At 58.0% G+C, this 11,942-nt stretch carries 11 protein-coding genes; 3 read left to right on the top strand and 8 right to left on the bottom strand.

Annotated elements, in window-relative coordinates:
- Nucleotides 1-99: 99 nt before the first annotated feature.
- Complete coding sequence (locus RBB47_RS30790; protein ID WP_305989764.1) at nt 100-501, bottom strand: tautomerase family protein; 402 nt, start codon at nt 499-501, stop codon at nt 100-102.
- A 103-nt stretch (nt 502-604) separates the two neighbouring features.
- On the opposite strand from RBB47_RS30790, the gene RBB47_RS30785 reads away from it, so the two are divergent.
- Nucleotides 605-1,456 carry a LysR family transcriptional regulator gene (locus tag RBB47_RS30785; RefSeq protein WP_305989763.1) on the top strand — a complete coding sequence of 284 codons (852 nt, stop codon included), beginning with the start codon at nt 605-607 and terminating at the stop codon, nt 1,454-1,456.
- A gap of 389 nt (nt 1,457-1,845) precedes the next feature.
- On the opposite strand, the gene lepA is transcribed toward RBB47_RS30785, so the two are convergent.
- Complete coding sequence (gene lepA / locus RBB47_RS30780; protein ID WP_305989762.1) at nt 1,846-3,651, bottom strand: translation elongation factor 4; 1,806 nt, start codon at nt 3,649-3,651, stop codon at nt 1,846-1,848.
- Between the two features lie 207 nt (nt 3,652-3,858).
- Here lepA and RBB47_RS30775 point away from each other — a divergent pair, with 207 nt between their 5' ends.
- Nucleotides 3,859-4,392 (top strand): N-acetyltransferase family protein, encoded by a 534-nt coding sequence (locus RBB47_RS30775; RefSeq protein WP_371932875.1) that lies wholly within the window; start codon nt 3,859-3,861, stop codon nt 4,390-4,392.
- Nucleotides 4,393-4,880: 488 nt separating this feature from the next.
- On the opposite strand, the gene mepA is transcribed toward RBB47_RS30775, so the two are convergent.
- Nucleotides 4,881-5,969 carry a penicillin-insensitive murein endopeptidase gene (gene mepA, locus RBB47_RS30770; protein WP_371932874.1) on the bottom strand — a complete coding sequence of 363 codons (1,089 nt, stop codon included), beginning with the start codon at nt 5,967-5,969 and terminating at the stop codon, nt 4,881-4,883.
- A 68-nt stretch (nt 5,970-6,037) separates the two neighbouring features.
- Nucleotides 6,038-7,123 carry a patatin-like phospholipase family protein gene (locus RBB47_RS30765; protein ID WP_305989761.1) on the bottom strand — a complete coding sequence of 362 codons (1,086 nt, stop codon included), beginning with the start codon at nt 7,121-7,123 and terminating at the stop codon, nt 6,038-6,040.
- Between the two features lie 301 nt (nt 7,124-7,424).
- Here RBB47_RS30765 and RBB47_RS30760 point away from each other — a divergent pair, with 301 nt between their 5' ends.
- Nucleotides 7,425-8,468, top strand: a complete 1,044-nt coding sequence (locus tag RBB47_RS30760) for a M42 family metallopeptidase (RefSeq protein WP_305989760.1) — start codon at nt 7,425-7,427, stop codon at nt 8,466-8,468.
- A gap of 176 nt (nt 8,469-8,644) precedes the next feature.
- Here RBB47_RS30760 and RBB47_RS30755 read toward each other — a convergent pair whose 3' ends face one another.
- From RBB47_RS30755 to RBB47_RS30740, 4 genes are all read right to left on the bottom strand, one after another.
- Nucleotides 8,645-8,956 carry an NIPSNAP family protein gene (locus tag RBB47_RS30755; RefSeq protein WP_305989759.1) on the bottom strand — a complete coding sequence of 104 codons (312 nt, stop codon included), beginning with the start codon at nt 8,954-8,956 and terminating at the stop codon, nt 8,645-8,647.
- 165 nt (nt 8,957-9,121) lie between these two features.
- Nucleotides 9,122-9,712 (bottom strand): hypothetical protein, encoded by a 591-nt coding sequence (locus RBB47_RS30750; protein WP_305989758.1) that lies wholly within the window; start codon nt 9,710-9,712, stop codon nt 9,122-9,124.
- 106 nt (nt 9,713-9,818) lie between these two features.
- Nucleotides 9,819-10,493 (bottom strand): alpha/beta hydrolase, encoded by a 675-nt coding sequence (locus RBB47_RS30745; protein ID WP_305989757.1) that lies wholly within the window; start codon nt 10,491-10,493, stop codon nt 9,819-9,821.
- Nucleotides 10,494-10,497: 4 nt separating this feature from the next.
- The gene (locus RBB47_RS30740) at nt 10,498-11,751 is read right to left on the bottom strand and encodes a TCR/Tet family MFS transporter (protein WP_305989756.1); all 1,254 of its coding nucleotides are present in this window, start codon (nt 11,749-11,751) and stop codon (nt 10,498-10,500) included.
- Nucleotides 11,752-11,942 lie beyond the last annotated feature (191 nt).

The following is an 11,942-nucleotide window of genomic DNA, read 5'->3' as shown; positions in this document are numbered from 1 at the left end:
CTGATTGTGTTTGGTCACCAACCAGTCTCAGATCTTCAATGTGAGTGAACAACCTTCTTAGATTTCACACCTAGGGTGCGGACCCCTAAAACGTTTTCGTCAAGCAGCGGTGTCCTTTTCGACATACTGTGCAATCCCGTGGCCCAGGGACCAGTTTTCCAGTTTGGTTTCCACGAGATTGACGAAAATGTCTTCCGGACGCACTCCGACATTCTTTTCCAACCCGTCGGCAATCCGCCGGAGAAGTGCCCGTTTTTTCTCCCAGGGCCGGGTATCACTGATCGTCAGTTGAATGATCAGCAGGTCATCGGACCGGGCGATGTCCATGTAGTGGCGGCCGAAGACAAAGTCTTCAGGTTCGAATTCCGAAATGGTCATGAACTTGTCGTCGTCCGGCACGTCGATCGTCTCGCGCATCGCCCTGTAAAGCTCGTTCATGATTGCTGCCTTCTGGGCATTCGTCTTTGTTCCCTTGCGTAGGGAAATCTGTGTCAGTGGCATCGGGGTCTCCTGTCTTGCAATTGTTGGAGACAGAGTAATTCGCCTGAAAAGATTACAAAAACAAATCTTTGATATTTTATAAATCAGAAAATATAATAATAAGATGAGTGACCTCGATATGGATCTTTTGCGCGCCTTTGTGCGTGTCGCAGAAACGAACAGCTTTACCAGGGCAGGCCAGATGCTGGGGGCCAGCCAGTCCGGTGTGAGTTTGAAAATCAAGAAACTTGAGGACCGGCTCGGCAGTGCCCTTCTTGCGCGCTCACCCCGGTCCGTGCGTCTGACAAGTTTCGGCGCGCGATTCTTGAAGGACGCCCGGGATCTGATCGATCTTCATGACCGGGTTGCCGAGCGGGCTGCGGGCGGCCAGACCGGAAACCGACTTCTTCTGGGGATCAGCGATCACGCGGCGGGCAACAAATTGCCGGCGGTTATTCGACAGCTGTCTCGTTCCCTGCCCAATCACCGGCTCCAGATATCAGTCGGGTCCTCCGAACCGCTCTTCAAGGAATTCAAAGCCGGGTTCTTTGATGCAGTGATGGTCCGATCCGATGATATTGATGTTCCTGCTCAGACCGCGTTTCTGGAGGATCTGGTCTGGATTGCTTCCAAATCGTTCAACTGGCCGTCTGGTCAGACGTTCCCGTTTGTCGGTCTCACAAACAGCTGTGCCTTGAAGAGGCTGGCCGAAGACACCCTGAAGGAGGCAGGCGTCAACTTCGAAAATGTCTACACGGGCACAAGTGTCGACGCCGTCCAGGCTGCCGTTTCAGCGGGACTGGGGATTGCGTGCCTCAATCGGCGCAACATTCCCGAAGGATGCGACGACGTAGGTGAGATGTTTCAGCTTCCCGAGCTGCCAAATACCCGCATGGCCCTGTTCACACGACACTCCGAGCAAACGGGAGAGTCGGTCGGATCAGCAATCCTCAAGGCATTTCAGGACAATTGTTGAGAAGCGGAGCCTGGCTATTCGACGTCGCGGGCGAGGCCAGTTTCCCGATCGCTCTAATTGTTGTCCGGTTTGGCGGGAAATGGATCGGACGGGCTGAGACCTGACCAAAAGCTTGTCATTCCGGCTGGAGCGCCGCGGAAGGCCGGAATCCAGTACGCTCTTGTCTGACCGTCTATGTCAGTTACGGGTTATAAGGAATACTGGATCCCGGTCTTGCCGCCTGAGCGGCAAACCGGGACGACAAACTCGAGAAACAGAGCCAAATCCAAAGTTCAACCCAGCCAGAATAGGTCGGTTTTTTATCGACTTGCGCTCAATCGCACACTCTGAATCGGCTCAAAGTCGATCGAAGCGCCGGATCACTTAATCACGCATGGCGCAATCGAAGCTCACTCATCCATCTTGAGAGCCTGGATGAAGGCATCCTGCGGGATTTCGACCTTGCCGAACTGGCGCATCTTCTTCTTACCCGCCTTCTGCTTTTCCAGAAGCTTGCGCTTACGGGTCGCATCACCGCCGTAACACTTGGCGGTTACGTCCTTGCGCAGGGCCGAAATGGTCTCGCGTGCAATCACGCGCCCGCCAATGGCGGCCTGGATCGGGATCTTGAACATGTGCCGCGGGATCAGGTCCTTGAGCTTCTCGCACATGGCCCGGCCGCGCCGTTCTGCCTGGCTGCGGTGGACAAGCACCGAGAGGGCGTCGACCGGTTCTTCGTTGACCAGGATGGACATCTTCACGAGGTCGCCCGCCCGGTAATCGGACAGCTGGTAGTCGAAGGAGGCGTAGCCCTTGGAAATCGACTTCAGCCGGTCGTAGAAATCGAAGACGACTTCGTTGAGCGGCAGGTCGTAGGAAACCATGGCGCGTGAGCCGACATAGGAGAGATCCACCTGAATACCGCGACGCTCCTGGCAGAGTTTCAAAATGCCGCCGAGGAATTCGTCCGGCGTCATGATCGTCGCCCGGATCCACGGTTCGCGGATTTCTGAGATCTTGACCACGTCCGGCATGTCTGCCGGGTTGTGCAGGTCGATTTCCGTGCCATCGGTCAAGGTCATCTGGTAGACCACCGACGGCGCGGTTGCGATCAGGTCGAGATTGAATTCGCGCGACAGGCGCTCCTGGATGATCTCCAGGTGCAACAGGCCGAGGAAACCGCAACGGAAGCCGAAGCCAAGCGCTGCCGAGGTCTCCATTTCAAAGGAAAAGCTCGCATCGTTGAGACGCAGCTTGCCCATGGCAGCGCGCAAGTCTTCGAAATCGTTGGCATCGACCGGAAAGAGCCCACAGAAAACGACCGGTTGCGCAGGCTTGAAGCCGGGCAGTGGCTCGGTGCAGGGTTTCTTTTCCAGCGTGATCGTATCGCCGACACGTGTATCGGCCACTTCCTTGATAGACCCCGTGATCACCCCGATCTCGCCCGAGCGCAGTTCATCCACCTGGATGAATTTCGGCGTCATCACGCCGACCCGGTCGATATCGTAGGAGGCCCCGGTTCCCATCATCTTGATCTTCTGGCCCTTTTTGAGGGACCCATTGATCACGCGCACCAGAACCATCACGCCGAGATAGGTGTCGTACCAGCTGTCGACCAGCATCGCCTTCAGTGTATCGTCCGGATCGCCTTCCGGGGCCGGCAGTTTGTGGACGATCGCTTCCAGCACGTCGTCGACACCAAGGCCGGTCTTGGCGGAGATCATGCAGGCTTCGGAGGCATCGATCCCGATGACGTCCTCGATCTGCTCCTTGATCCGCTCCGGCTCGGCGGCGGGCAAGTCGATCTTGTTCAGGACCGTGACGATCTCGTGATCGTTTTCGATAGCCTGATAAACATTGGCAAGCGTCTGCGCTTCCACGCCTTGCGACGCATCGACAACAAGCAGTGAGCCTTCGCAAGCCGCAAGCGAGCGGGACACCTCATAGGCAAAGTCGACGTGGCCCGGTGTATCGATCAGGTTCAGCGTATATTGTTGTCCGTCCTTGGCATTGTAGATCAGCCGAACGGTCTGGGCCTTGATCGTGATGCCGCGCTCGCGCTCGATATCCATGGAATCGAGCACCTGGTCGGTCATTTCGCGGTCGGTCAACGTGCCGGTCATCTGAATCAAACGGTCCGCCAGGGTCGACTTGCCGTGATCGATATGGGCTACGATGGAAAAATTCCGGATGTTGGAAAGCTGCTTCGTCGTCATGGCGCCCCTTTACCATCGCAATTTGCTTTCGACCAGAAAAATGCGCGCGCAAGAGCCGGAAATCCGGTGCTTTTTTGCCTTATTCGAATGCAGGAGCGCTGCTGCCGCAGCTTATCTGTTGCGCCAAAGGCAATGTGGCGCGATCTTCGTCCACTAGGAAAGAATGGTGGGTGACAGGACAGGCGCTCAAACGACTGCGTAAAGGGGATCGATCTGCACGAAACCGTCAAAATCCGAGAGGCCGGCCCCAGCGACATTCCGGCCATTCTCGCGCTCTATAACCACGCTGTCCGCGAAACAACGGCCGCCTGGACACGTAAAGAAGAAACGCTGGACGACCGGTTGACCTGGTTTGAGGCACGGCAGCAAAAGGGACTTCCCGTTCTGGTCGCTGTCGATGACGAAGGCAACGTGGCCGGTTTCGCCAGTTACGGTCCATTCCGGGCGAAGGAAGGCTATCGGTTCACGGTTGAACACACGGTCTATGTCGACCCGTTGCGACACAGGCAGGGGGTCGGCCGGACGCTGATGACACGTCTAATCCAGATAGCCGAATCCAATGGTGTCCATGTGCTGGTCGGCGGCATCGACGCCGACAATCTTGCCTCCATCCGCCTACACGAAGCACTTGGTTTTAACGTCAGCGGGCGGCTCCCGCAAACGGGCACTAAGTTCGGCCGCTGGCTGGATCTGGTGTTCGTCACCAAGGTTCTCGGCCCGATGCAGGCGCCGAAGGGGTAGGACTTTTCTGGAAACAATGAAGCCGCCGCCGGTTAAGTCGAGGGGTGGCAATTTCGTGTGTGTGAAACACCCGAAGCTGTCATCCCGGCCTGAGCGAAGCGCAGAGCCGGGACCCAGGACGCCCGGGCATTGGCTTTGAAAGCGATGCCGGCGATGCTGTTTCCTGGGTCCCCGCTTTCGCGGGGATGACACCGAGTGTGTCTGACCTGTGCGCCTCCATGCCACCTGTGCCGTCCCGGACCTGATCCGGGACCTGCGAACCACTTCGCAAGAAAGGTCTCGGCTCAGGGCCGGGGACACTTTTTTGTCCAGGCCTTCCATCCGCTTCCTTGGGATGAGAGCGAGGCTGTGAAGCGGAACCATTCTGTATGGATCTTTACCTCTCCCAATGGGAGAGGAAAACTGGCGGCGAACTGCTTATTCGGCGATCCATCCTTCGAGACGGACTTTTGGTCCTGTTCAGAATGAGGCGTCGAGAGACCTGGTACTCAATTCGCTGTCAGAACCGTGCGGCAGGCATTGGGCAGGGCAGCGAGGGCCATGGGGCGTTTCTTGACGACCTTTGGTTTTTCTCCCGCCTTTGGCGGGTTTTTCGGAACCCAGGGTTCGTCCGACAACCAGTAGGTCAGATGCGAGCCGCATCCGTCGCCGGGTGGTGGCGGGTCCTGGTTCTTGCAGCCTGAACTGCCTGCCGGGCAGGAAAGGCGCACATGGAAATGATAGTGGTGCCCCCACCACGGGCGCACCTTTCGCAGCCAGGCGCGGTCCTTGCCCGTTTCGAATTCGCACAGCGCCTTCTTGATGGTCGGATTGACGAAGATCCGCGCAACGCGCTTGTCGGACGCGGCCAGGCGTATCAGCCTCGCGTGTGTGTCGGTCCACTTTTTCGGGTCGACCCGCCTGTCGGCTCCCTTGACGTCGAGCGGTCCCTTCAGCATCGAGATGGCGGATATCTGTTCCCGTTCTTCCGCCGTTAAACGCCTGTTGGGCATTTCCGTCAGCCAGATATCGGCATCGAGACCGATCTGATGGCTGGCGTGACCGAAGAGCATCGGGCCGCCGCGGGGCTGGGCAAGGTCTCCGACCAGAAGACCGTTCCAGCCGATTTTGGGCGCGCCGGCCGCAAGGTCCTTCATGTAGTCAATCAGCTCCGGATGACCCCAGGTGCGGTTCCTGGAAAGTCTCATGGCCTGCCATGTCGGCCCGTCGTTTGGCAACGACGCGCCACCTGCAAGACATCCTTTCGCGTAGGACCCGATGGCCCGAGCTTTCAGCGGAGCAGGACCGTCTGCTGCACCGAAATAGTCCTTCGCCGGCAGTTGGGAATTGAGCACCAGCTTCGGTGTCTCGGCAACGTATCCTTCCGGGACGTCGCGCTTTTTCACTGGTACCGGAACGCCCGTCACGGTCTCAAGGCTTGGCTTGTAGGTGTCGGTAGCCGTTGCGCCGGGCTTTGCCCCGGGGACGGGTACTGGCGCCGATCCAGCCGGGCTTGCCGCAGCGGTTAGGGCAAGCAGGGCCAGACCGGCCAGCGGTCGTGTCTTGAGGAAGTATACAGATCGTCCACGCCCGGTCACGGCGGAGCCTCATGTATCCGTTTCGGCGGACCCCTTGTAGTCGAAGGTGACTGGCAGGGTCAGCTTACTCAGGCAGCATGCACCAAATCGGGCGCCTGCGCATCCGTTTCCGCCGTGTCGCAATGTGCTTTCAACAGGTCGGCGATTTCGTCAAGCATAACCGTGTTGTCGCGGATCACCCGGTCGGCCGCGCCGTTCAGGAGAATAATGTTCCCCGGTCGGGCGTTGTCCATGTCTTCCGCTTCCGGCTCCAGCACGGCATTCATGCGGTAATAGCTCACGTTGGGCAATTCGCCGAACAAATGGTGCGCCTGGTAGGCGGCGGTCTGGGACTGGCCGTCGGAGAAGATCGACAGGATCGGGACGCCTTTGGACGGTTGCATCCAGCCGAGTGCACCCCATCCGACGGCTTCCTTGTAGGGGAACGGTCGTTCCGGTGCGCGGCCTGTACCGAGCGAAATGATCACGATCTCGTCCTGATCCCATCCGAGCTTGCGGGCTTCCAGGAAAGCGGCGATCGCCGGGTCATTCATGAACACGCCGCCGTCGACAAGAGCTTCTTCCCGTTTGCGGCTGAGGTTCTCGACCCGTGCGGGCTCGAAGTAAGAGGGTGCAGCGGTGGTCGCGCGTACGGCTTGCCAGAAATAGTAATCGTCCGGGCGGCTGCCGTTTTCTTCCAGCCCGTTGGTCATGAAGACAGCTTTGCGCTGCTCGATGTCGTAAGCCGGCAGAACCAGTTTGGTGAGCGCGCTGGCCATCGAAGTCCAGCCGAACCTTTCCTTCAAAAGCCTTTCCAGCGGACGGGCGTCATAGGTTTCGTCGAACAAACCGAGCGGATTGCTAACCGCCCGCGCCAAACGGGCCGTAATGGAGCTCTTGAAAATGTCGCGGGCCTCGACTTCGTAGAACTGGCGCAGCTCGTCGACTGTCGCAGCAGCCTCGCCGGCGGTTCCGCCGGGACGCGGCGCGCTCAATCCGGCAACGATCAGGCCTCCGGTCGACGTTCCGGCCATCAGGTCGAACAGTTTGTGCAAAGGCTTGTTGACCCCGCGCTGGCCGAGCCGGCTTTCAAGGGATTCAAGAACACGAAGTGGGATAAGGCCGCGCACACCGCCGCCGTCAATAGAAAGAATAAAACGCTTTTTCTGGGTCATGGGCAGTCCCTGAATACTCAAACTGGAAGAAGCAACGTGTGTTCGCAAAATCGCGTCACACGCTTATGTGATCTATCTTTAAATGTTTGCGACCAATTACGACACTGCAATGGCAACAGAGAAAAGATAGGGCCGAATTCGTGAATTTGGAATGCAATCAGTTAATCGAATTGCGGGAATTTTGTCGATTTTCCCAAAAGGTGCCCAATCAGACGCACGATATGCCCGCCTTACCCTTTATCCGGCGGTCGGTTTCGGCATAGGATCGCCGCAGAATTCCATTCCGCAAACAGGACATTCCATGAATATCGAACTACTTCGCCGTCTTTGCGAAACACCGGGTGTGCCTGGCCACGAACACCGGGTGCGCGAGCTCATTCAGAATGAGATCAAGGGGCTGTTTGATGAGGTCACGGTCGATCCGATGGGATCGCTTTTGTGCCGGCGCGACAGCAAAAAGGCACCGAAAAACGGTGACCCCAAGAAGGTGATGCTGCTCTGTCATATGGACGAGATCGGGTTTCTGGTGTCGCATGTCACCGACAAGGGCTTTTTGCATGTCCAGCCGGTTGGCGGCTTTGATGCACGCAATCTGTTCTCACGCCGGGTTCTCGTTTCGACCGATGACGGCGATTACAAGGGGGTCATGAATCCGGGCGGAAAACCGATCCACATTTCCTCGCCTGAAGAGCGCAAGAAGATCCCGGAGCCCAAGGATTTCGTGATCGATATCGGTCTTGGCGATAAGGCCAAGGAGGTTATCAAGGTCGGTGACATGGTGACCATGGACGAACCGTTGATCGAAATCGGCGACAAGGTCGTTTCCAAGGCGCTCGACAACCGCATCGCCTGCTGGCTCGGCATCGAGGCCATCAAGGGCCTCGGCAAATCCAAACACGAGTGCGAAATCCATGTCGCGTTCACCTGTCAGGAAGAAGTCGGTCTACGCGGCGCCAGAACGTCCTCATTTGCCATCAAGCCGGATATCGGTCTGGGCATCGACACGACACTCGCCTGCGACACGCCGGGCGTTCCGGAGCAGGACCGCACGACGGTGCAAGGCAATGGCTTTGGTCTGCACGTCAAGGACAGCAGCTTCATCGCCGACCGGGACCTGGTGAAGGAGTTCGAGGCACTGGCGACAAAACAAAAGATCCCGTTCCAGCGCACGATGCTGGCCGCCGGCGGCCAGGACGGCGCCGCGGCCCAACAGGCCGCCGCGGGCGCGAAAGCGGTCGGGGTCGTCGTGGGCACGCGCTACATCCACACGGTCACCGAGATGATCCACAAATCGGATCTTCAGGCAGCCTTGGATGTATTGGTGGCCTATCTGAAGAAGGCTTGAGCTTTCCCTGACTTGATGGTGAGCTGCAACCTCGCAGCTCCCTTCATCCAGAGGGGCCGCGAGTGCGGCGCCTCGAAGGATAGGCCACGCACTCCGGAACTTGCCGCCATCCTTCAAGACCGCGCTCCGCACTGCCTCAGGATGAGATGTGTGTAGAGTGTTTTCAGGGTCGTTGTTCAGGTCTTTGTAGTAACCGGTCTCAGAAAGTGCCGGTCGTAGCGCCTGATGCAGTCCGTCTTTTCGGCGAACCGAAACGCCTCCTGGCAGTCGTCATCGTTCATGCTCTTGGCCCGATAGGTTTCATAATCGGCCAGAGACGGGAAGGAAAACAGACAGACGGCCAGATCGTTCGAGCTTTCGTGTGGCAGATAGTAACCGTGATGCGTTCCGCCGAACTTTTCGACGAGAGGGATCCACATCCGGACATATGTCTCGAACTCTGCAACCTTTGCGGGATCGATTTCATATTTTATGTAGCAAGTAATCATGTGTCGGCTTCTCGCTTGGCAAGGTTGGGTTCTTTCGCTTGCTTTTGCCGAAAATCTACTTGGAAAACGGTTTTGTCAAAAACCAAACCCCGCCTGTTGGGCGGGGTTGAAACGGAAGCGGGTATCAGCCGGATCGGCACGGTGACAGACTGTCGATTAGTTCCGTCAGGCAATCAGTCCGGCGAGGTTGGACACCTGTTCGCCGGTTCCGGCATAAAGCTCGCTGACCGACGCGCTCAGGTAGCTGAAGGAGCCGTTGTCGAACTCGCCTTCGATTGTCGCGGCATTGGCTGAACGGACCGACAGTCCGGTTTCACTGTCGAACGAAACCCGCTCGTAGGAAACGAACTGCGCCGAAATCGTCTCACCGCCGATCTCTGCCTCGATCGTCGTGGTGGAAATCGTGGCGCTTTCATAGGCGACGGATGCGGATGGACCCTTGTCTTCTTCACCGAGGGCGGCCTTCAGCTTGCCGGCCGCCTTCTGATAGTCCTCGACGGTCGCAAGTGCCTTTTCCCTGCTTTTGTCGTCTTTCTCGCCCTTGCCCTTTTCGACGGCGAGCTGGAGCGCGGCAATGACAACAGAATCCTCATCCGCCTTTTTGCTGGCAGCCTCGAGCGCTGAAAGGGCAGGGTTCTTGTCGTGACCGTGAGCGTGACCCTTTGGGCCGTGCTTTTGTCCTTCAGGACCGCCGCTGGAAAAAGACGCGGCAAACAGGCTGGAACTCTGGGTCGTGGTTTCGACGGAAATCTGCATCGAGCTATATCCTGGCTTCCCCGGCCCTTCCTGGACCGACATGGAGATCCAAAGCATCCATCAAACCGGTTAACAGGCCATTAACCTCTGACGTCGCGTGAGGAAACTAACCCTTGTTTTCCTGTGAAAATGTGCGGACCAGGAACTGGCTGCCCAGCGAAAGGCCACGGTCGTCGATTGAGTGGCCGAGACCGGGCAAGTCATGATACTCGACCTTGAGCCCTGCGCCACTGAGTGTCTCGTAAGCAACCCGCCCGTGATAGTTTGCGACGAGATCATCTTCCTGGCCGTGCACGATCAGAACCGGACTTTCCGAATTGATCGGCCCAAGCCTGTCAGCGCCGGGCAACAGCCCTGAATAGGCGATCAGGCAGGCCGGTGGGTTCTTTCGCCTGAGGCCGCATTGATAGGTCATCATGGCACCCTGGCTGAAGCCGACCAGCGCGAGCGAGCGGTCGTCGAGCGACAACTGGCTGAGTTCATGGTCGAGGAACTGGTCAAGCACGGGTTGAGCCGCTTGTGCACCGATCCGGTATTCAGAAGGTGTGCGTTCGGTCAATGCAAACCATTGGCGGCCGCCGAAGCCCGCAAAGGGCAGCAGCTCCGGCGCGTCGGGCGCGATGAAGGCGGCACCCGGAAGCAGTGTTTGCCAGAAACGGCCAAGATCGATCAGGTCCGCGCCATCAGCGCCATATCCATGCAACAGAACAACAAGCTGCTGTGCCGGTTGTCCGGATGCAGGCGGAATACGGGGACCGTCTAACAATGGAAAGCGTGTCACGTGCTCACTCCGCCGGTGTTTCCTTCCGTCCCGTTTTTTTGCCGGAAGGCAGTTTTTCCTGCAACTGCATGAAGGGCAGCGCAAAAATCATCGACGCGAGGATCAGCAACCAGGCAAGCGCGAACGGCGCGCCGGGGAACGTGATGACTGCGTCCGGTCCTGAAAAGTACGAAAACGTCTGCGTCATGACGAACGGACTGATCACCATGGAAAGACCCGCCGCGCTGGAAATCAGGCCCTGCAGCTCGCCTTGGGCATCGTCGGGAATGCGATTGGACATCAACCCGGTGAAGGCCGGTGTCGCCAGGGCACCGAAAGCAGCAAATATGATCATCGAGTAGGCCATCCAGCCCGTGCTGGCGAAAGCAAGACCGGTGAACGCCACAAGACTTGCTGCCAGTCCCACAAACAGTGTGCGCCCGGCCCCAAGCTTTGGCTCCATGATCCGGATCAGGTACCCCTGGACCACTGCGAAGGCGATGCCGACGAAAGCAAGTGACAAGCCGATATCACCAGGTGTCCATGCAAAGACTTCGGTGGCGTAGTAGCTCCAGACGGCGGGGTAGACGTAGTGCCCGATGTCGAACAGGAATAGCGCGATCAGCAGCGTTCTGACAGCCGGATAGTTTGCGACCTGTTTCAGCGCGCCGAGCGGATTGGCACGTTTCCAGTCAAACGGACGCTTGTTCTCCGGCTTCAGGGTTTCCGGCAGGATGAAGTAACCGAACAGGAAGTTGACGAAGGAAAGCGCGGCAGCCGCATAGAAAGGCGCTCGGGGTCCGAATTCCCCCAGGAAGCCGCCGATCATCGGGCCGAGGACAAACCCGACACCGAAACCGGCGCCGACAAGTCCGAAGTTCTTGGCCCTGTCCTCCTTCGACGACACGTCCGCAATATAGGCGGACGCTGCGGAGAAGGTCGCGCCGGCAACGCCGGACAGGGTCCGGGCGACGAACAGGATGGCAAGATGCCAGGCCAGGGCCATGATCAGATAGTCGACCGCCATCACGAACATGGATATCAGCAGAACTGGCCGCCGGCCGAAACGATCCGACAGGTTTCCGATCGTTGGGCCAAACAGGAACTGCATCAACGCGTAAAGAACGCTGAGTGCACCGCCCCAGCGGGCCGCATCGCTGACCGGAAGGCTGGTCAACTCCGTCATCAGGGCAGGCATGACGGGCATCATCAGGCCGATGCCCATGGAGTTGATGATCAACGTGATCAGAATGAAGATGAGAGCGCTGCGCTTTGACATTCCGGCCGCCAAACTGACCTCATTTGTTGGACCCTAGGGTACGGACTCATAAATGAGGTCAATTTGGTTTGGATCGTTTTGACCAGCGGCAAGGAGCGAAAGCGCAGGAAATGGGGTTCATTTTCAAGCCTTTCGCGACGAAGCAGATGGTTAGAGCCCTTTTGAAGACTACAGAGCCGCTTGACCCGGTT

It is taken from the genome of Roseibium sp. MMSF_3544, assembly GCF_030732845.1.
Taxonomy (GTDB): Bacteria; Pseudomonadota; Alphaproteobacteria; order Rhizobiales; family Stappiaceae; genus Roseibium.
Note: the sequence above shows the minus strand (reverse complement) of the source record. Positions and strands in the feature narration are given on the sequence as shown.